We start from the raw sequence: 21,630 nt of genomic DNA, 5'->3' as shown, positions 1-21,630 counted from the left end.
CAGAGGTTTTTTAACGTGATGAACTCGGAAAATAACGCCTCCCGACAGGGTGAACAGCCAGATAATGAACTCGATATTCGAGGTCTTTTTTGTGCACTTTGGTCAGGAAAAAGCTGGATTATAGGGTTCGCTCTGCTTTTTGCAGTGATTGCACTCGGTGCATCTTATTTGATGCAACCTAAATGGAGTGCAATTGCAATGACAGAGAAACCAACGATTAATAACTTAGGCAGTTATTATTCGCAATCTCAGTTTTTGCGCAATCTTGATACACAGATTAATCCTGCTGCACAAACCTCAGCTTTAACTATTTCAGATGAAGCTTATCAAGAGTTTATTACTCAAATCGCGGCGTTTGATACACGTCGTGAATTTTGGTTGCAAACGGATTATTTTAAACAGCGCAAAGAGAGTGATGAACAGGCTAATGCTGCGTTATTGGATGAGTTAATTAACAATATTCAATTTACGCCTGCCGATGAGAAAAAATTAGTTAATGATCAACTAAAACTTATTGCGGAAACATCAAAAGAAGCGAGCCAATTATTAAATGAGTATATTGCTTTTGCTAATAAGAGAGCAGCTACCCATCTTAATGATGAAGTGATAACAGCTTGGGCAACTAGAACTCAATCAATGAAAGCGCTAGTTAAACGTCAAGAAATGGCGGCTCAATCTGCGTATCAACGCCAAATTAACTTATTAGAGCAATCAATCAAAGTGGCTGAGAAACAAGGTATTTCTCAAAAACAAACCTCGATTGCGATTGATGAGTTACCAGATTCTAAACTGTTTTTGTTAGGTGTCCCGCTGTTGCAATCACAGCTAGAAACTTTAGTTGCAACAGGTGCTGATTTTGATAGTGATTATGATCAAAATACGGCAATGTTAGCGACCCTTGCTGTGGGCGCCAAATTACAAGACAGCTTCCAAACTTACCGTTTTCTACGTACCCCTGAAGATCCTGTGAAACGTGATAGTCCTCGCCGTGCCTTTATGATGGTACTTTGGGGCGCTATTGGTATTTTAGCGGGTGCAGGTGTTGCATTAGTAAGACGCAGTTCATTAAAAAAATAATAATTAAATTTTGTCATTGATGACAATAACGAGACATCAGGTGTTTCGGCACTTGATGTATTGAGAATAAGGGCATATTGCTTTCCCAAAAATAAGCGATATAACAATGAAAAAAAAGAGAGCCACTGTGAAAGTGTTGACTGTTTTTGGCACACGCCCTGAAGCGATAAAAATGGCACCTTTAGTGCACGCTTTAGCAAATGATGATTCGTTTGAAGCGAAGGTATGTGTTACGGCCCAACATCGAGAAATGCTTGATCAGGTATTAAATCTTTTTGAGATCAAACCAGATTACGATCTCAATATTATGAAACCAGGACAAGATTTAACGGATATTACCTGTCGTATTTTAGAAGGGTTAAAACCGGTATTAGCGTCATTTCAACCTGATGTTGTTTTGGTACATGGTGATACAACAACGACCATGGCAGCAAGTTTAGCCGCATTTTATCAACGAATTCCCGTTGGTCATGTGGAGGCTGGGCTACGTACTGGCAATCTTTACTCCCCTTGGCCTGAAGAGGCAAACCGTACTATTGCAGGTCATCTTGCAATGTATCATTTCGCACCAACAGAAACTGCAAAATTAAATTTGGTACGAGAAGCGGTTGCGGATAAAAATATTTTTGTCACGGGGAATACGGTAATTGATGCGTTGTTTTGGGTAAGTGACAGAGTGATGGGCAATCAAACACTCTTAAATGAGCTTGCTGTAAACTATCCATTTATTCAGCCTGATAAGAAAATGATCTTGGTAACAGGACATCGTCGAGAAAGCTTTGGTGGTGGTTTTGAACGTATCTGCCAAGCTTTAGCTGAAATTGCATTAGCACACCCTGATGTAGAAGTTGTTTATCCTGTTCACTTAAATCCTAATGTGAGTGAGCCTGTTCAACGGATCCTTCATGGTATTGATAATATTAAGCTGATCCAGCCACAAGATTATCTCCCATTCGTTTACTTAATGAACCATGCTTACCTTATTTTGACCGACTCTGGTGGAATTCAAGAAGAAGCTCCTTCATTAGGTAAGCCTGTTCTTGTAATGCGAGACACAACAGAACGCCCAGAAGCTGTTGAGGCGGGCTCTGTTCGTTTAGTCGGAACAGATACTAAACGTATTGTTAGCGAAGTAACTTCTTTATTGACAGACGAAAACGCGTATCACCAAATGAGTAAGGCGACAAACCCTTACGGTGATGGTCATGCCTGCCAACGTATTCTTGAAGCATTGAAAAAAAATCAGGTGACATTATGAGTTTTGAAACTATTTCTGTTATCGGCCTCGGCTACATTGGTTTACCTACAGCGGCAGCTTTTGCCTCTCGTAAAAAAAGCGTCATCGGTGTTGATGTTAATCAGCATGCAGTTGATACGATTAATAAAGGTCAAATTCACATTGTTGAGCCTGATCTTGATAAAGTCGTTAAACAAGCGGTTGAAGAAGGTCATTTAAAAGCCTATACCACGCCACAACCAGCAGATGCTTACCTTATTGCTGTACCTACACCATTTAAAGGTGAGCATGAGCCTGATTTGGCTTATGTTGAAGCAGCTGCCCGCTCTATCGCACCTGTACTGAAGAAAGGTGATCTTATTATTCTAGAATCAACCTCACCAGTTGGTTCTACTGAAAAAATGGCAGAGTGGTTAGCAGAAGCTCGCCCAGATTTAACTTTCCCTCATCAACAAGGTGAAGATGCTGATATCGATGTTGCTTACTGCCCTGAGCGTGTATTACCGGGTCAAGTGATGATTGAACTTATCCGCAATGACCGTGTTGTCGGTGGGATGAACCGTAAATCTTCAGAACGTGCGAGTGAGTTGTACAAAATTTTCCTTGAAGGTGAATGTGTTATCACCAATGCACGTACCGCAGAAATGTGTAAGCTGACTGAAAATAGCTTCCGTGATGTTAATATTGCGTTTGCTAATGAATTATCACTGATCTGCGCTGACCAAGATATTAATGTGTGGGAGCTAATTAGCTTGGCGAACCGCCATCCTCGCGTCAATATTTTACAACCAGGTCCAGGCGTTGGCGGACACTGTATCGCTGTTGACCCTTGGTTTATCGTGTCACAAAATCCAAAACAATCTCGTTTAATTCACACTGCGCGTTTAGTCAATGATGGCAAACCAGTGTGGGTTATCGATCAAGTTAAAGCCGCTGTTGCAGATTGCCTTACTGAAACAGGTAAACGTGCAAACGAAATTAAAATTGCCTGCTTTGGTTTAGCCTTTAAGCCTAATATCGATGACTTACGTGAAAGCCCAGCAATGAATATCACTAAACAAGTTGCTGATTGGCACAGTGGTACTACGTTGGCGGTTGAACCTAATATTCATGAATTACCAACAAAACTGAAAGGGATCACAGAGTTAGTATCAACAGAACAAGCTCTGAAAGACGCTGATATTGTCTTAATGTTAGTTGATCACCAACAATTTAAAGCGATCCCTGGTAGTAAAATCACTCAAAAATGGATTGTAGATACTAAAGGAGTATGGCGTTGAAACGCATTCTAGTGACAGGCGGAGCCGGTTTTATCGGCTCTGCTGTTGTTCGACATATTATTGAAAACACCAATGACAGCGTTGTTGTGGTGGATAAACTAACTTATGCCGGTAATTTAGAGTCATTAGCAACTGTAGCCGACAGTGAACGTTATGCTTTTGAGCAAGTCGATATCTGTGATAGAGCCGAGCTTGACCGCTTATTTGCTCAATATCAGCCAGATGTTGTGATGCACTTAGCGGCAGAAAGCCATGTTGACCGCTCTATTGATGGTCCTGCTGCGTTTATTGAAACCAATATTGTTGGCACTTACACCTTATTGGAAGCAGCTCGCCACTTTTGGCAAGTTTTACCACAAGAAAAGAAAACGGCATTTCGGTTCCACCATATCTCAACAGATGAAGTGTATGGCGATTTAGAAGGTACAGACGACTTCTTCACTGAAACAACGCCTTATGCACCAAGTAGCCCATATTCTGCTTCTAAGGCCTCAAGTGACCACTTAGTGCGTGCTTGGTTACGGACTTATGGCTTACCAACTGTAATTACCAATTGCTCAAATAACTATGGTCCTTACCATTTTCCTGAAAAATTAATCCCATTAATTATCTTAAATGCGATTTCAGGAAAACCATTACCTGTTTATGGTAAAGGTGAACAGATCCGTGATTGGCTCTATGTTGAAGATCATGCTCGTGCGCTTTATTTAGTCGCAACAACGGCAACACCGGGTAAAACCTACAATATTGGCGGTCATAATGAGCGTCGTAATATTGATGTTGTGAAAACAATTTGTGCGTTACTTGAAGAGCTATACCCGAACAAACCCGCAGGCGTTGCTCAATATGTTGATTTAATCACGTATGTGAAAGACAGACCGGGTCATGATCTACGTTACGCCATTGATGCAGCGAAAATTGAAGCTGAATTAGGTTGGAAACCAGAAGAGACATTTGAATCAGGCATTCGTAAAACCGTGTTGTGGTATTTAAATAACGAAACTTGGTGGAAACGTGTGCTTGATGGCTCTTATGCAGGTGAACGTCTAGGGCTTGGGAACTGATTAAGTAAAGAAGGATAAATGATGAAAGGTATTATTTTAGCGGGTGGTTCTGGTACACGATTGCATCCGATAACCAAAGGGGTATCGAAGCAGTTATTGCCTATCTATGATAAGCCCATGATCTATTATCCGCTTTCAGTTCTGATGCTTGCTGGCATTCGAGATATTTTGATCATCACAACACCAGATGATATGACCTCATTTCAGCGCTTATTGGGTGATGGTTCTGCATTTGGTGTTCGTCTTCAATATAAAATTCAGCCATCTCCTGATGGCTTAGCCCAAGCCTTTATTTTGGGCGAGGAATTTATTGGTGATGACCATTGCTGTTTAGTTTTAGGCGATAATATCTATTTTGGTCAAGGGTTTAGTCCAAAACTGAAACAAGTTGCACAACGTGAACGTGGTGCAACTGTGTTTGGTTATCAAGTGATGGATCCTGAGCGATTTGGTGTCGTTGAATTTGACGATGATTTCAAAGTGTTATCCATTGAAGAGAAACCAGAACAGCCTAAGTCTAATTGGGCGGTGACAGGGCTTTATTTCTACGATAACCGTGTGGTTGATTTTGCCAAACGAGTCAAACCTTCGATTCGTGGTGAATTAGAAATTACGTCGATTAATCAGATGTATCTTGAATGTGGTGAGCTTAACGTTGAACTACTGGGACGTGGTTTTGCGTGGTTAGATACCGGAACTCACGATAGTTTAATTGAAGCCAGTACCTTTGTTCAAACCGTTGAAAAACGCCAAGGATTTAAAGTGGCGTGTCTTGAAGAGATTGCTTGGCGCAATGGTTGGCTCAGTGATGACCAAGTAAGAGAAAGCGCAAAATCACTGTCTAAAACAGGTTATGGCCGCTATCTATTGGATTTATTACATGTCCGTCCTCGCCAATATTAATTATCTTGAGTGGGAAAGTGAGTATTTCTCCCTCAAAACAGGGCGCCTTGAGTTTGATACACAAGCGCCCGTGTTAACAGACGAACAACTTGACGCTTTTGCTGTAGTTCAAGCTAAAGTCGCATCTCATGAGCTTTCTCTCATCGATAAACTCAGCCAATTAGGTTTTCAATTTGCGGAAGGTGAAATTGATTTTAAACTTTCAATTGGCACAGAAAATGCTTGTAAGAAAGCGACGGAATATTGTTTTAGAAAAGCCAATGAAGATGACATCGATTTATTGATGGCAACGGCTTCAGAAGCTTTTGTACAAAGTCGTTTTAGAACACCTTGGTATCAAGAAGGCGATAGCAGTCGTTTTTATGCATTATGGGTTAAAAAAGCAGTGTTAGGTACGTTCGATGATATCTGTTTACTGACTTGTGATGCTGAAAATAACGTGAGTGGTTTTGTCACTTTACGTCAAATATCTGAAAGTGAAGCAAGAGTGGGATTACTCGCAGTAATGCCCAACAGAATAGGACAAGGCATTGGTAAACAACTGATGTCGGTCGCGAAGTTTTGGTGTCAACAACAAAGTATTTCAACCTTATATGTTGCAACACAGATCAGCAATATTGCAGCTTCGCGTTTATACACACACAGTGGGGGCTTAATAGAGAGCACCACTTATTGGTTATACAGGGGATAATATGATTCCGTTTAATAAACCACCCGTTGTCGGCACAGAATTAGAATATATGAAACAGGCTATGGAAAGTGGCAAGCTCTGTGGTGATGGCAATTTCACAAAGAAATGTGAAAAGTGGTTAGAAGAACAATTTCATTGTCATAAAACGCTGTTAACGCCTTCTTGTACAGCATCGCTTGAAATGGCTGCCATCTTATTAGATATCAAGCCTGGCGATGAAGTTATCATGCCAAGTTTTACCTTTGTTTCGACCTCTAATGCGTTTGTATTACGTGGCGCAACGATTGTTTTCGTTGATATTCGTCCAGATACTATGAATATTGATGAAACAAAAATTGAAGCAGCAATCACAAATAAAACGCGCGCGATAGTGCCTGTTCATTACGCAGGTGTTGCGTGTGAAATGGATACCATTATGGCGATTGCGAAAAGACATAATCTATTCGTGATTGAAGATGCTGCACAAGGTGTCATGTCAACTTACAAGGGCAAAGCGCTTGGCACGATTGGTCATATTGGTTGTTATAGCTTCCATGAGACTAAAAACTACTCATCAGGTGGTGAGGGTGGTGCAACGTTAATTAACGATCCTGATTTAATCAATCGCGCAGAAGTTATCCGTGAAAAAGGCACTAACCGCAGCCAATTTTTCCGTGGTCAGGTAGATAAATATACTTGGCGAGATATTGGTTCTAGCTATTTAATGTCAGACTTACAAGCAGCTTATCTGTGGGCTCAACTTGAAGAAGCTGAAAAAATTAATGAGCGTCGTTTAGCATTTTGGCAGATTTACTATGATGCATTGACACCATTAGCAGAAAAAGGCTTATTGGCGCTTCCAATCGTTCCTGAAGGGTTAGAACACAATGCACATATGTTCTATATCAAACTGAAAGATATCGAGCAACGTACCGCGTTTAATGACTACATGAAAGAGCATGGTGTCTTAACGGTATTCCACTATGTGTCATTACATACCAGCCCAGCAGGTATGAAGTTTGGTCGCTTTGACGGTGAAGATATTTTCACAACGCGAGAAAGTGAGCGTTTAGTGCGTTTACCTATGTTCTACAACATGACAGAAGAAGAGCAACAGACTGTTATTGGTCATATTCGCGACTTTTTTGCTTAATTATGTCATTAGCCAAAGCATCAATTTGGACAGCCGGATCAACCCTGATAAAAATCGGGGCTGGTCTGCTTGTCGTTAAGTTACTTGCTGTCTCTTTTGGTCCAACAGGAGTCGGATTAGCGGGTAACTTTCGTCAATTAATCACCGTACTAGGCGTCTTGTCTGGTGCGGGTATTTTTAATGGTGTGACGAAATTAATCGCACAATATCAAGATGATGATATTCAACGCAAAAAAGTGTTGGGTACTTCATCATCCATGATTTTGCTGTTTTCCACACTATTAGCTATTTTATTTCTTCTTTTTTCTGCCCCCATTAGCCAAGTGTTATTTGGTGATGATTATCATCAATATCAGGATATTGTAAGAGCTGTTGCTTTTATTCAAATGGGAATTGCATATAGCAATTATTTTCTTGCCATATTAAAAGGTTATCGTGATGCGGCAGGTAATGCCTTATCAGTGATTGCAGGTAGCATTATTGGTGTTGTTGCTTATTATTTATGCTATTTATTTGCGGGTTATCACGGTGCATTAATTGGACTAGCATTAGTGCCTGCACTTATTTTATTTCCTGCTACATTTTTAGTAGTAAAGCGTAAACGCTTCGCGTTGAGTGAGCTGAAACCCCACTGGGATAAAGCGATTGCCAGCCATCTTGGCAAATTTACTATTATGGCTATTTTGACCTCTATTACGCTCCCAGTCGCTTATATCATGATGCGTAATCTATTGGCTAAACATTATAGCTGGGATGAGGTTGGGATTTGGCAAGGCGTGAGTAGCATTTCAGATGCTTACTTACAATTTATTACGGCATCTTTCTCTGTTTATTTACTGCCAACCCTCTCTCGATTAACACAAAAGAGTGATATCACTAAAGAGATAGTAAAGTCGCTGAAGTTTGTATTACCTGCGGTTGCTGTTGCCAGCTTTATGGTGTGGTTATTACGTGATTTTGCGATTTGGTTACTGTTTTCAGATAAATTTGTCGCTATGCGTGATTTATTTGCATGGCAACTTGTCGGTGATGTTTTAAAAGTAGGCGCCTATGTCTTTGGCTATCTTGTCATTGCAAAAGCGGCACTACGTTTTTATATCCTTACAGAAGTAAGCCAGTTTGCCTTATTAACGCTATTTTCGCGTTGGCTTATTCCTGAGCATGGCGCACTGGGTGCAGCTCAAGCCTATATGGCAACGTATATTATTTACTTCCTTCTCTGTAGTTCTGTTTTCGTGATTTATTGCAGGCGCAAATGACAACTTTGATTTACGTACTAGGTTCAGACATTGTGCATCATAACAACACAATGTTACGGTTTTTTAACGACCACCTCGTGACTGAGGCGGGGTTAACGTATAAACCTCGTTTTATCGTTGCCAGTAAAAATACTTCACTGCAAGAAAGCTATCCAGCTTTAGATATTGAGTGTTTAGCTGATAAAAAGCAGGTTGCACAGAGAGTGGTTACATTGGCAAAAGCCGATACTCACCAACGATTCCTTTTTTTAGGTCAGTTTAATGCGCCTATTTGGCTGGCATTATTGACTGGCAAGATTAAACGTCATCAATTTTGGTGGCATATTTGGGGTGCTGATTTATATCAGGATTCTAAACAGCTAAAATTTAGACTCTTTTATCTTCTTCGTAAACTTGCTCAAAAGCGTGTGGGGCGAGTATTTGGTACACGAGGTGATCTAAATTACTTCGCGCAATTTAACGTTAATATTCCAGCCAGTTTGCTCTATTTTCCAACAAGAATGGATCCTACGCTGACGGTAACAGAAAAAGCGCCTATTGATGAAAAACAAATCACCATTATTGTGGGTAATTCAGGGGATAGATCGAATCGTCATATTGAAGCTTTACAGGCGATTGCAGAGCAATATGGAACACGCGCAAAAGTGATTATTCCAATGGGATATCCTGAAAATAATCACGTTTATATTGATGAAGTAACCCAAGCAGCTGGCCAGTTGCTTCCATATAATCAGGTTGAAATATTACGTGATAAATTGGCATTTGATGATTATCTTACGTTATTGAAAACATGTGATTTAGGCTATTTTATTTTCCATCGTCAACAAGGTATCGGCACGCTTTGTCTGCTTATTCAATTTGCGATCCCTTTTGTTATTAGTCGTCAAAACCCATTTTGGCAGGATTTAACTGAGCAAAATGTTCCTGTTTTTTTCTCGGGTGATAAATTAGATGTTGCGCTAATTGAAGAGGCTAAACGTCAATTACTGATGCTTGATCGCCAAAATATTGCCTTCTTTGCGCCTAATTTTACGGACGGATGGAAAGAGCTAATTGAGATGAGTACAGGAGAGCCGCAATGACATTGGCGGAACTGGGTGGCTTAGCACTTGTTTATTTTATCTCTTTAAGTTTTATTTTATTGCTGACTTATCAAGAATTTCGTCGAGTTCGCTTTAATTTTAATGTTTTTTTCTCAATGCTCTATCTGCTGACCTTTTATTTTGGTTTTCCACTGACTTGTATGTTGGTATTCCAATTTGATGTCGCAGTTGTACCGGTTGATTCATTATTATACGCGCTATTAGCTTCTACCTGCTTCTATGCCATTTATTATGTCACTTATAAGGTAAGGTTGAGAAAACCGGTTAGCGGCCCTTCTAGGTCGTTATTTACCATGAATAGAGTAGAAACCAACCTCACTTGGATTTTATTGGCATTAATCGCATTTGTAACCGTCGGAATTTTCTTTCTGCAAAATGGCTTTTTACTCTTTAAGCTCAAAACGTATAGCCAAATTTTTTCAAGCCAAGTGTCAGGTGTCGCGCTTAAGCGCTTTTTCTATTTCTTTATTCCCGCAATGCTGGTGGTTTATTTCTTAAAACCAACGCAACAACGCTGGATTTTCTTCCTTTGTGCGACGGTAGGTTTTGGGATCTTAACTTACATTATCGTGGGTGGAACGCGCGCCAATATCATCATCGCTTTTGCGCTGTTTTTGTTTATCGGTATTGTTCGTGGCTGGATAACCTTGTGGATGCTGGTTGCAGCGGGGGTTATGAGTATCGTTGGAATGTTCTGGTTGGCATTAAAACGCTATGGTCTTGATGTGAGTGGTGCCGAGGCATTCTATACTTTCTTGTACCTTACTCGTGATACGTTCTCTCCTTGGGAAAACTTAGCGTTGTTACTTGATAACTATGACAAGATTGAGTTCCAAGGACTTGCTCCGATAATTCGTGATTTTTATGTTTTTATTCCTTCTTGGGTTTGGCCTGAACGCCCAGATGTTGTACTGAACTCTGCAAATTACTTTACGTGGGAAGTGCTTAATTACCATGCGGGTCTTGCTATTTCGCCAACCTTAATTGGCTCGTTGGTTGTGATGGGGGGCGTTGTCTTTATCCCATTAGGTGCCATCGTAGTCGGGTTGATTATTAAATGGTTTGATTGGCTATACCAGCAAGGGTTGAGTGAGAGCAATCGCTATAAGTCCGCTATCTTACAAGCTTTTTGCTTTGGGGCGATTTTTAATATGATTGTTTTAGCACGAGAAGGGGTCGATTCGTTCGTCTCTCGTGTTGTGTTCTTCTGTTTAGTTTTTGGTTTATGTTTAGTGGTCGCAAAACTGCTTTATTGGTTATTTGAAAGTGCGGGATTGGTACGCAATTACGTGACTCGTCAACTACAAAGTGAACCTCGTTTAGAGAAAAAGGAAAAGTAATGGGATCCAATTCAATTCCGAAGTATTCAATCCGTGGACATAATATCTGGGGATTTCGCGATATGGCTCATTTTCTGGATTATCTCTATGAAGGAGCACAAATAAAAAGTGGCTCTTTGATTGCCATTAACGCAGAAAAAATTCTCACAGCAGAAACAGACTCAGCACTCAATGAGCTACTCAATGAAGCTGATTATCTTTATGCAGATGGTATCAGTGTTGTGCGAGGTATTCGTCGTAAATATCCTGATGCAAATGTTTCTCGTATTGCTGGTGCGGATTTATGGGAAGCGTTAATGGAAAGAGCAGGTAAAGAGGGAACACCTGTCTTTCTTGTCGGTGGTAAACCTGAAATTCTTTCGCAAACCGAAGATAAGCTTAAAGCACAGTGGAACGTAAACATTGTGGGTAGCCAGAACGGTTACTTCACACCACAAGATAGAGAGGCGTTATTTGAGCGTATAAAGGCCTCTGGTGCGAAGATAGTGACTATAGCCATGGGATCACCTAAGCAAGAGTTGTTTATTCGTGCATGTCGTGAAATTTATCCTGATGCATTATATATGGGTGTCGGTGGGACTTATGATGTGTTTACGGGTCATGTTAAGAGAGCACCAAAAGCATGGCAAAATCTTGGATTAGAGTGGTTATATCGTTTGTTATCACAACCAAGTCGAATTAAGCGTCAATTTAAGCTGTTAAAATTCGTTGGGTATTATTATTCCAATAAATTGTAATAGTAATAGCGTCTTTTTTGTTAGGTGGGGCTGATTAAATGATTTATTCATGCATTTATCTAGCATCTTACTTGTTTAATTATTATACTGACGGGGCGTTTAGCGTGTAAAAACGCTCCATTTATCGACGAAATGCACAAACTATCGTCAAACAAACTTTTTTTTTCAAAAAGCACTAGACAGACAGAGCGTAAATCCGTACTATCCTCTCCCGCAACGGCGTGAAGCGCCCGTAGCTCAGCTGGATAGAGCGCTGCCCTCCGGAGGCAGAGGTCTCAGGTTCGAATCCTGTCGGGCGCGCCATTAAAGCGTGCTAAGAGTTACGGTGAAGAGCGTTGTTGTAAGAAGTAATAAGATAGCTGTTATGGTGGCTATAGCTCAGTTGGTAGAGCCCTGGATTGTGATTCCAGTTGTCGTGGGTTCGAGTCCCATTAGCCACCCCATCTTATCTTAGTTATTGTTTATGCGAGGGTGGCGGAATTGGTAGACGCGCTAGCTTCAGGTGTTAGTGTTCTAACGGACGTGGGGGTTCAAGTCCCCCCCTTCGCACCAATAAACAAGATAAGAGCAGTGATGCAGACGGCGAGTAGCGCAGCCTGGTAGCGCAACTGGTTTGGGACCAGTGGGTCGGAGGTTCGAATCCTCTCTCGCCGACCAATAAGAAAAAGCCTCGATTATATCGAGGCTTTTTCGTATCTACGATTTACTTTTTAAAAACCGCTATACCATATCTACTTCTACTTCTACTTCTACTTCTACTTCTATAAGTCGTTACTCTTATCCATATTTTTTATTTCTTGTTATGTGTTCCAGATAAGAAAACCAAAATGATGTTTTTAACGGAAATGTCATCCTTGTCACTTAAGGGTTATTAATAATTTAATTTATTACCGAATTTTAATCTTCATAAAAAGATGAGTTAAATACGTAAAATAATTGATTTTAACTATATGAAATATAAGTCTTTTGTTTTATTTGTCGGTAAATGCCAACACTCGCTATTTTTGATGTCTCCAATAGGAGACATTTAACATATTGATTTTAAATAATTAAATAATCAGTGTGTTTTTCTTGTCGTGAAAAAGAGACGTATATCAGACCCTATATTTTCTTTTCTATTTAGCAATAGCATGGTGAAAGCACAAACCATAGCATCTTTATCATTGAAAATGAGTAAAGCCAGAAAGGAAAACCAAAATTCAATAAGTTATCTTATACTTTTTAGCGATAGGGGATATTTTTAATAAAAAATGAAAAATTGGCACGCTAAATGCAATACGTATATTGTAGATGCTCATTCCACTCCTTATGACAGCATATGGCTTCATAAACCTAGGAATGATGCAGAGCCGATTATTCGGTGCCTACGTCCACGTTAACGATGAACATCATTCATCATCAACAGGACGAAACGTTGAGTGAGGCACCATCCGTCTGTAGACCTGATTGTATATTTATACGCCTGTATAGTTTTATACAGGCGTTTTTTTATATATCAACCACTCATCCATTTTGTATTCACCGCATTATCACGCTATTATCCAGCGCAAGGGTAGATTGGAGATAGCATCAATATGATAAATAAACAAAAAGCATATCTTGCACAAGAAAAACTCTTTCTTATAGAGAAGTTTGGCCCATTATTGTTCTTTTTGATCCCTCTTATCATGCTTATTATTGGTGGAAAATCATGGGCTAAATATGTGGCTTTTCTTTGTCAGGGGATCGCACTGATTTATATCGTCGTGTTTTATCAAGCGAGAAAACATTATCTGTCATTTAAGCAAGAAAATGAGAAGGGAATACCCACTCGCTTCTATCGAATTGCTTGGGTGTATGTGTTTTTGACTTTATGTGTGGAAGTGGTGTTGTTATTTCAACGTGTCTTTTAAATCACATAAAAAAACCCTCAATAATTAATAAAGAGGGTTTTTAGATCAGGTGATTAAACGATTTATGATCACGTTCTTATCGAATAAGCTTATTTACTTTTTTTAGGCTCTTCAAAAATGACAGAATCCTTTTTCAGTGTCATTAATAAAGCATCTTTACGCACTTTCGCCGACTCTTCAGATTTTTTCTGTTTATCTAATGCATCAGCAAGCCACGCAAAGTCATGAACATCAGGGCGTTGCTTTAATGCATTACGAAAAGCCTCTTCAGCTTGAGCCCATTTCCCTTGTTGCATCGCTATCTGACCTAATGTGCTATTGAGTAATGGCGTTGGCCCATGTTGTTTAATTAATGTATTAAGCACTTTCATAATAACATTGGCATCTGTATTTTTTAAACGAGGCAATAGTAAGATCAAGCGTTCATCATATTGGCGTTTAATACCGTCTAAGATGATCGTTTGAGCGGTATCAGGATCGTTACACTCAATAAGGTGTTCAGCCAAAACGACACGCAATGCATTATCATTATGTACTTTACGCGGTTGTGCTTTCCACCAATTTTTCAGTCCATCACAGCCATTTTCGGACATCTTCTGTCCCATAATACCGATATAGGCTTTTTGGCGTAATTGCTCTAGTTCATCATCTGTGTGTAATGCAATTTTTTGCATGGAAGGAATGATATCAAGCAGTGCTTGCCAAGCTGCTGTTCGTGTATAAGCGACTTCTGCAAGACGTAACACTTCTGGGTGACGTGGTACTTGATTTAATAACTCATCAACCCCAGTACGCGCAGCGTGATTTTCGTTTTGTGCTAATAAAATACGCACTCGAGTGATATCAACAGGAAGCTGATTGGTATCGGCAAGCTCAGCTGCACGTTCGAGGTGTTGTTGAACTCGGAATTCATCACCACGTTGTTGTGCGGCTTCAGCGGCTAACAGGTAGTTTACAACAGGCTGCTCTGCATAATCTGCATTACGGCTCATTAGTTTTTCAACTTCTTTAAAATCACCTTCCGCTAATTTCATTAATGCCATGCTGGTTTGTTTGCGTGCGCGATTACGTTTACGGAAAGAAAACCAACTATATGCTTTTGAGCCTGTACCAATGAAACGGCGATAACTCCAACCAATCAGTAACAATGCTAATTGTAGTAAAACAAACATAATGACAAGGCTGGTTACACTGGTTTCAATATCCCAATCATCAGTTTGTATAAGTACATAACCTTGATGGCCTGCCAATAGTGGGCCAAAAATGATGCCCGCAATAAGCACCACAAAAAGGAGCAGTATTTTTAACATAAGCTTATTCTCCTTGTTGTGTTACTGGTGCATCAACAGTTGTACTATCAGCTGCAGCATCTTGTACGCTTTCTGATGCATTATGTTCAGCTTCTACGGCTTGGGCATCTTGGGCTTCAACAGCTTGTGCTCCAGCAACTTGTGGTTCTGCATACTCATTTTGTGCCAGTAAATTGCGAATTTGTTTTTCTACACGTTTTTCTAGCAATGTCGGGCTCTTCAATTCTGATGGCATTGCAAGCGTAATAGGCTGTTTCTCTAATTCAGAAACCGTATCTAAAAATGCAGTTGTACTTGGATCAGAGGTATCAAAATAAGCACGTACCCAAGTGGATACCGCTTCCAGTGATTGCTGATAAGTTTCAGTTTGGTGACGAGGCACGGCTTGAGAAGCAATTAATAAACGTGAACGGATATTCTCACGTAAATAGACATCTTGATTCGGTGCTAATAAAGGAACGGCTGCGGTATCACGGCGACGAATGGTAATAAAATCATCCATAAAGCTTTTCCAGCTTTTGCTTAGATTCTGTTTCCAATCAGAAAGTGAACCTGAAATGGTTTCATCGTTTTTATCCATTGGTGAGCCATTACGCTCAAGATCAGCTAAACGGAGATTATCAACCTGATTCGCTAACTGGTTTAATTGTAAGATGATGCCATCATTATCAATTTTGGTGAGAGCAGCTAAACTGCTGATATCTTCATTAATAGCACGACGGATCTCAAGTAAACTCGGATCGTTCATTTCCGCTAAGCTACTATCAGCACCTTTTAGTAAACTCACGGCGGTCACAACATCTTGATCATTCCATAACTTACGACCAGCCATTTTCACCATAAAATCGGCTTGTGCTAATAGCCAACTTTTGACATCTGCACTAGAAATAGCGGCAAAGCGTGTTTGTAGATCTTGAATTTGGCGCTCTGTTGTTTGGCGTTCGTTTTGTAATTTATCGATAGTCTGTTTTTGTGAGTCAAACATACTATCAATATTGTCAAAGCGTTGTTGATACGTATTTTGGAGTTGTTGTAATTGGGTAAGCTCAGATTTGAGTGATTGATTTTCTACACTCAGCTTTGATGCTTGTTGATTGGTGTAATAGTAAAGGCTACCACCGATTGCCAAAATAACAAGGATAGCAACAGCACTTCCAATTAGACCTGAGCGCTTGTTATTAACAGGTTTGACTTCCTGATAGCGGACATTCTCATCAGCTTTAGCTGCATCTTTTGGCAAGTCATTATCATTTGTATTTTTCTGTTCCGTCATATCGGCGTCTCATTTAGGTTCTATATTAATGCATGAAATAAAGCATCATTATTGGCACTTTCAGCAACGGTGACAGTTTCCCACCCTAATGTTTTTGCTATTGTTGCTAATCGTTCACTGACCACAAGTAAATGGCAGTTTAACAGCCATGCTTTTTTAGATTCAGCGACCAGATCAAAGAGTTGTTGTAACATTTCACCGCTAGTGACAACAAGCGTATCAACCTGTGCTTTTTCCCATTGAAGCGCAAAGTCTTCAGGGGAATAATGAATAAATAGGCGTTGGTAACATTCGCATTCATCAACGATTGCGCCTCGTTGGCTCAATGTTGTTGCGAGTAAGTCACGACCACCGTTACCTCTAAGCAGTAATATTTGCTTGTTTTTCACCTGATTAAGCTCAGGAAGGTCAAGAAGATCTTCGCTGGTTTCTCCTTGCTCAGGGTAGCAAATTGGAAGACTGCTTAAATGTTGGAAATCTTTCGCTGTGCTTTGACCTATTCCATAATAGGATAGCGTATCTGGCCATGATTGTTGTAATTGATTTAGCTGCCAGTTTGCGTATGACACCGCATTTTTAGAAAGTAAAAATACACAATCACCCGCCCTTAATCCTTTTAGTTTAGCATCTAATAAAGGGAGCTCACGACCTGCGGTGATCTCTATTAAAGGTGCTTGAAAGGCTGTTTTTCCCGCATCAATTAAACGTTGGGTTAATGCCTTTCCTGCTGGGTTGGGGCGAGTAACTAAAATACTCATGCAGGTGTGCTGCCTTGATACACTGCCGTTAAAATGGCTCGTGCACCTTTATCTAAAAGCTCTTCAGCCAATGAGATACCCGCAGTTTCAGCGTCTTCTGGAGACACTAAGCGCTCACCACGCAAAATAGTTTCGCCATCAGGAGAACCGACTAAAGCACGTAACCAAATTTTGTCATTTTGCCAAATGGCATAGCTTCCAATCGGAACTTGGCAACCGCCTTCAAGACGAGTATTCATTGCACGCTCTGCTTTAACGCAAATTGCAGTGCGAGAATGGTTTAGTGCATCTAATAACTGACGAGTTTCATTATCATCTAAGCGACACTCAATTCCCACTGCACCTTGCCCAACCGCAGGTAAAGATTGCTCAGCAGATAATGGTGTACGAACACGTTCGTTAAGACCTAGGCGTTTTAAGCCAGCAACGGCAAGAATAATGGCATCATAATCACCATTATCTAGTTTCCCTAAACGAGTACCGACATTACCACGTAAATCACGAATAATCAGGTCAGGGCGCTGTGCTTTTAATTGGCATTGGCGACGTAAACTGGATGTGCCTATAATACTACCCGCAGGAAGTTGTTCTAAAGAATCATAATGATTAGAGACAAAGGCATCACGAGGATCTTCGCGTTCACAAATAGTCACTAACCCTAAGCCTTCTGGGAAATCAATAGGAACATCTTTCATAGAGTGAACGGCAATATCTGCGCGTGATTCAAGTAGGGCAAGTTCTAACTCTTTTACAAATAGCCCTTTGCCACCTACTTTAGCTAAAGGTGTATCTAAAATGATGTCACCTTTAGTGACCATCGGTATTAATTCGACGACTAAACCTGGATGAGCAAGTTGTAGTTGTTCTTTCACATAGAGCGCCTGCCACATAGCAAGAGGGCTTTGGCGGGTAGCAATACGGATGGTACTTTTTGACATAATAGTATTATCTCTTCCGAGCGATTAGCGATATTTTTGTTTAGAAATAAGGCATTGTTTTAACACTTTAAAGCTCAATTTTCCAGTTAAGGCGCTTTGAGTCGTAATAACAATGAAAGAAATGAGGCCATCTTCGAAAAAGAAAAAAAGAAAGAGGAAATAAAAAATAAGTAAATTATTAATGGATACTATCGGGTTTAGTTATTTTTAGAATTTTATTCTTTTTATATCTATATAAAAAGTGTGGTTATTTACAAAATCAAAACATTGAGTTAATTTTGTTAACATTTAGTGGGTGAGAAGTGAGACAAATATTATGTTTAATCTGAACACATTGATAAAACAACTATTATTTTAAATTTACTTATTTTTCTTATTATTTTTCAATATATAAAAATACTATAAATTTTAACAAAATTATTATTAAATAAAAGAAAGAGAAATAATAAGAATAGAGAAAAGAATTTATTCTTAAATTAAATAATTAATTAATAAAAATTAAATATTATTTTAAATATTATTATCGCAACATTAAAAATAGAATTCTTATTTTAAGTGTAAAAATAAAAAATAATCAAAAATTAAAAATAATTCATGATTATCAATCGGTTGCTTTTATTTTTACTTTTTTATCTATTTTTTACGTTTTGTCAAAATTTATTTTCAGTTTCATCATTAAGTAAACAGGGGTTTTTGTGGGGTAAAGGGAGGATTGAGATATTTTTTTATCATTTTTTCTATAAATAAAACAATTTATCTTCATGATTATAAAGATATTTATTTGATGGCTTTACACGATTAAGCGCTTAAATATCACTTTTAGATCTTGGTGCTATATTTTGAGTTCCTCTTTACGCCTTGCGCTCAAGGTGTTAAATTGATCACGTTTCCGAGATTTTGTTAGTAAAGTTTTATCTATTAATATTCCCTAACTCAACCTTGGTCACTTATAAACTCAGATTCTACTATCTTCTTAGTATTGTTCAGGCGAAACTCTTGTATCTTTATATTGAAACACTGAAGCAACGGCTGGATGCGATTAATCAACTCAGACTGGAACGAGCATTTGCATCGATGTGTGATGTTTTTAAACAGGTCTATGGTTTAATTCCTGTTTTATTGCATTACCACCATCCTGAGTTGCCCGGCTACATACAAGGAAATGTTCCTCACGGCACATGTTTCTTTGAACCCGATGACATGCAACGTCAATGGGCGAATAAGCTGGTTAACGCATTATGTGATGATCCGATGGATGGATACGCCAATGGAGAGTTGCCAATTACTGGCATCTATTCAATGGGGAGTACCTCTTCTATTGGTCAAAGTCACTGCTCCGATATTGATATTTGGGTCTGCCATCAATCATGGCTGGATCAAGATGAACGTGCACTTTTACAACGCAAATGCCAATTGATTGAACAATGGGCTGGCGAACTAGGTATTGATGTTACGTTTTTCTTAATTGATGAAAATAGATTTCGTCACCATGCAAGTGGTAGCTTAGGTGGAGAAGATTGCGGCTCTACCCAACATATTCTTTTACTTGATGAATTTTATCGCACAGCAGTACGCCTAGCAGGTAAACGCTTGCTATGGGCGATGGTGCCTATTGAAGAAGAACATCATTATGATGAATATGTTAACTCCCTTTATGCTCAAGGTGTATTAACGCCAAATGAGTGGTTAGATCTCGGGGGATTAGGTGAACTTTCTGCTGAAGAGTACTTTGGCGCAAGTTTATGGCAACTCTATAAAAGTGTCGATTCACCTTATAAAGCCGTACTAAAAAGTATTTTATTAGAAGCCTATTCAGCAGACTATCCTAATGGGAAGTTGCTGGCATTAGAAATGAAACAACATCTACACCGTGGCGAAATCGTTAATTACGGTTTAGATGCTTATTGTATGATGCTTGAGCGTGTCACTCGCTATTTGGTTTCTATTAATGATTTAACTCGCCTTGATCTTATCCGTCGCTGTTTCTACCTGAAAGTGTGTGAAAAATTATCTAACGAAAAAACACAAAACGAACCTGAAGGTTGGAGACGACAAGTCTTATCGCAATTGGTCACTCAATGGCAATGGGATAATGAGCGCTTAACAGTACTCGATACACGTGATAGCTGGAAAATCGAGCGTGTGCGTGATGCACACAATGAGTTATTAGATACGATGATGCAAAGCTATCGTAATCTTATTCGTTTTGCGCGTCGTAATAATTTAAGTGTCAGTGCAAGCCCACAAGATATCGGTGTCTTAACACGTAAGCTTTACGCTGCGTTTGAAGCATTACCGGGTAAAATCACACTGGTTAATCCACAAATATCACCTGATTTATCAGAGTCACATCTAACCTTTATTTATGTACCACAAGGTCGAGCAAATCGTAGCGGATGGTATTTATATAATCGTGCCCCTGATTTTGAAAATATCGTTGGACACCAACCATTAGAATATAACCGCTATTTAAATAAATTAGTGGCATGGTCTTATTTTAATGGGCTGTTAACAAAAGAGTCTCGAGTTTATATTCATCAAGGAGAATCTTCTTGTGATGAAATTAAACTGCATGAATTAGTCAGGGATATGTCGAGCCATTTCCCAATTCGTTTACCTGCACCAACACCGAAAGCACTGTATAGCCCTTGTGAAATTAGACATCTAGCGATTATTGTCAATTTAGAAACTGATCCAACAGAAAGTTTTTCTGATCACGTGGTTCACTTTGATTTTAGAAAACTCGATGTGTTTAGTTTCGGTGAAAAAGAGCAGTGTCTTATTGGTAGTATTGATTTGTTGTACCGTAACTCTTGGAATGAAGTTAGAACCCTTCATTTCAGTGGCACACAATCTATGTTGGAATCGTTAAAAACGATATTGGGTAAAATGCACCAAGATGCGGCTCCACCTGCCTCTGTGGAAGTGTTTTGTTATAGCCAACATTTGCGTGGTTTAATCCGCACTCGTGTTCAGCAGTTAGTCTCAGAATGTATTGAATTGCGATTATCAACGAATCGTTTAGAGCCAGGTCGTTTTAAAGCTTTACGCATTGCTGGGCAAACGTGGGGATTGTTCTTTGAACGCCTCAATGTGTCGGTACAAAAATTAGAAAATGCTATCGAGTTTTATGGCGCAATTTCGTATAACAAGCTTCATGGGTTGCCAGTTAAATTAGATAAGGACGCCCGCTATTTACCTGCGGTGATTGATGGTTTTGCTTGTGAAGGGATTATTCAATTCTTCTTCGAAACCACAGAAGATAGTAATGTCTTTAATATCTATATATTAGATGAAGCAAATCGCGTTGAAATCTATTCCCATTGTGAAGGAAGTAAAGAAGAGTTAGTGAAAGATGTTAGTCGTTTCTACTCTTCATCTCATGATCGATTCACATACGGATCAAGCTTTATTAATTTTAATCTGCCGCAGTTTTATCAAATTGTGAAAGTGGAAGGATCAACTCAAGTGTTACCTTTTGCTGGTGGATCCTTTGGTAAATTATCCGATCTGGGTAGTAAAGAAACGCAACCTGAAATGAATGTTGTTGCCCACGGATTTACAGATTATAAAGCGGTACAGCATTCTTAATTAAGTACAAGCCAATAAACACAAATGGGAGCTTTGATAGCTCCC

General features: G+C 39.4%; 17 protein-coding genes and 4 tRNA genes. 17 read left to right on the top strand and 4 right to left on the bottom strand.

The window, feature by feature from the left end; all coding sequences use genetic code 11:
- Window positions 1-18: 18 nt before the first annotated feature.
- From wzzE to JEP71_RS13365, 16 genes are all read left to right on the top strand, one after another.
- The gene (gene wzzE, locus JEP71_RS13440) at window positions 19-1,077 is read left to right on the top strand and encodes an ECA polysaccharide chain length modulation protein (protein ID WP_109372741.1); all 1,059 of its coding nucleotides are present in this window, start codon (window positions 19-21) and stop codon (window positions 1,075-1,077) included.
- A 127-nt stretch (window positions 1,078-1,204) separates the two neighbouring features.
- Window positions 1,205-2,335 carry a non-hydrolyzing UDP-N-acetylglucosamine 2-epimerase gene (gene wecB, locus JEP71_RS13435; RefSeq protein ID WP_069369918.1) on the top strand — a complete coding sequence of 377 codons (1,131 nt, stop codon included), beginning with the start codon at window positions 1,205-1,207 and terminating at the stop codon, window positions 2,333-2,335.
- Entirely contained in the window at window positions 2,332-3,594 is a 1,263-nt protein-coding gene (gene wecC / locus JEP71_RS13430) for a UDP-N-acetyl-D-mannosamine dehydrogenase (protein WP_109372740.1), read from the top strand. Before wecB ends, wecC begins: the two co-directional genes overlap by 4 nt.
- Window positions 3,591-4,658: a dTDP-glucose 4,6-dehydratase gene (rffG, locus tag JEP71_RS13425; RefSeq protein ID WP_109372763.1), complete on the top strand. Its 1,068-nt coding sequence runs from the start codon at window positions 3,591-3,593 to the stop codon at window positions 4,656-4,658. Before wecC ends, rffG begins: the two co-directional genes overlap by 4 nt.
- A gap of 21 nt (window positions 4,659-4,679) precedes the next feature.
- Window positions 4,680-5,561 (top strand): glucose-1-phosphate thymidylyltransferase RfbA, encoded by an 882-nt coding sequence (gene rfbA, locus JEP71_RS13420; RefSeq protein WP_109372739.1) that lies wholly within the window; start codon window positions 4,680-4,682, stop codon window positions 5,559-5,561.
- Window positions 5,539-6,252 (top strand): dTDP-4-amino-4,6-dideoxy-D-galactose acyltransferase, encoded by a 714-nt coding sequence (gene rffC, locus JEP71_RS13415; RefSeq protein WP_198626376.1) that lies wholly within the window; start codon window positions 5,539-5,541, stop codon window positions 6,250-6,252. Before rfbA ends, rffC begins: the two co-directional genes overlap by 23 nt.
- Window position 6,253: 1 nt before the next feature.
- Window positions 6,254-7,384: a dTDP-4-amino-4,6-dideoxygalactose transaminase gene (rffA, locus tag JEP71_RS13410; protein ID WP_198620252.1), complete on the top strand. Its 1,131-nt coding sequence runs from the start codon at window positions 6,254-6,256 to the stop codon at window positions 7,382-7,384.
- A 2-nt stretch (window positions 7,385-7,386) separates the two neighbouring features.
- Window positions 7,387-8,643, top strand: coding sequence for a lipid III flippase WzxE (wzxE, locus tag JEP71_RS13405; RefSeq protein WP_196534386.1), 1,257 nt, complete (start codon window positions 7,387-7,389; stop codon window positions 8,641-8,643).
- Window positions 8,640-9,725: a TDP-N-acetylfucosamine:lipid II N-acetylfucosaminyltransferase gene (locus tag JEP71_RS13400; protein WP_198626375.1), complete on the top strand. Its 1,086-nt coding sequence runs from the start codon at window positions 8,640-8,642 to the stop codon at window positions 9,723-9,725. The genes wzxE and JEP71_RS13400 overlap by 4 nt, the downstream gene beginning before the upstream one ends.
- Entirely contained in the window at window positions 9,722-11,086 is a 1,365-nt protein-coding gene (gene wzyE, locus JEP71_RS13395) for an ECA oligosaccharide polymerase (protein WP_198620249.1), read from the top strand. The genes JEP71_RS13400 and wzyE overlap by 4 nt, the downstream gene beginning before the upstream one ends.
- Window positions 11,086-11,823, top strand: coding sequence for a lipopolysaccharide N-acetylmannosaminouronosyltransferase (wecG, locus tag JEP71_RS13390; protein WP_099076342.1), 738 nt, complete (start codon window positions 11,086-11,088; stop codon window positions 11,821-11,823). The genes wzyE and wecG overlap by 1 nt, the downstream gene beginning before the upstream one ends.
- Window positions 11,824-12,049: 226 nt before the next feature.
- Window positions 12,050-12,126: transfer RNA gene (locus tag JEP71_RS13385), tRNA-Arg, on the top strand.
- Window positions 12,127-12,190: 64 nt separating this feature from the next.
- Window positions 12,191-12,266, top strand: a tRNA-His gene (locus JEP71_RS13380).
- 22 nt (window positions 12,267-12,288) lie between these two features.
- Window positions 12,289-12,375: transfer RNA gene (locus tag JEP71_RS13375), tRNA-Leu, on the top strand.
- A 28-nt stretch (window positions 12,376-12,403) separates the two neighbouring features.
- Window positions 12,404-12,480 (top strand) — tRNA-Pro (locus JEP71_RS13370).
- Between the two features lie 917 nt (window positions 12,481-13,397).
- Window positions 13,398-13,715, top strand: coding sequence for a hypothetical protein (locus JEP71_RS13365; RefSeq protein WP_109372733.1), 318 nt, complete (start codon window positions 13,398-13,400; stop codon window positions 13,713-13,715).
- 89 nt (window positions 13,716-13,804) lie between these two features.
- Here JEP71_RS13365 and hemY read toward each other — a convergent pair whose 3' ends face one another.
- The 4 genes from hemY to hemC are packed head-to-tail and all read right to left on the bottom strand — an operon-like array spanning window position 13,805 to window position 17,994.
- Window positions 13,805-15,025 carry a protoheme IX biogenesis protein HemY gene (gene hemY / locus JEP71_RS13360; protein ID WP_198626374.1) on the bottom strand — a complete coding sequence of 407 codons (1,221 nt, stop codon included), beginning with the start codon at window positions 15,023-15,025 and terminating at the stop codon, window positions 13,805-13,807.
- 4 nt (window positions 15,026-15,029) lie between these two features.
- Entirely contained in the window at window positions 15,030-16,298 is a 1,269-nt protein-coding gene (gene hemX / locus JEP71_RS13355; protein ID WP_198620247.1) for a uroporphyrinogen-III C-methyltransferase, read from the bottom strand.
- A 20-nt stretch (window positions 16,299-16,318) separates the two neighbouring features.
- Entirely contained in the window at window positions 16,319-17,056 is a 738-nt protein-coding gene (hemD, locus tag JEP71_RS13350; protein WP_196534392.1) for a uroporphyrinogen-III synthase, read from the bottom strand.
- On the bottom strand, window positions 17,053-17,994 hold the full coding sequence (gene hemC / locus JEP71_RS13345; RefSeq protein WP_198626373.1) for a hydroxymethylbilane synthase: 942 nt from the start codon (window positions 17,992-17,994) through the stop codon (window positions 17,053-17,055). The genes hemD and hemC overlap by 4 nt, the downstream gene beginning before the upstream one ends.
- A gap of 996 nt (window positions 17,995-18,990) precedes the next feature.
- On the opposite strand from hemC, the gene JEP71_RS13340 reads away from it, so the two are divergent.
- Entirely contained in the window at window positions 18,991-21,585 is a 2,595-nt protein-coding gene (locus JEP71_RS13340; protein ID WP_198626372.1) for a class I adenylate cyclase, read from the top strand.
- Window positions 21,586-21,630 lie beyond the last annotated feature (45 nt).

The organism is Proteus sp. PR00224, from assembly GCF_016238105.1.
Taxonomy (GTDB): Bacteria; Pseudomonadota; Gammaproteobacteria; order Enterobacterales; family Enterobacteriaceae; genus Proteus.
Note: the sequence above shows the minus strand (reverse complement) of the source record. Positions and strands in the feature narration are given on the sequence as shown.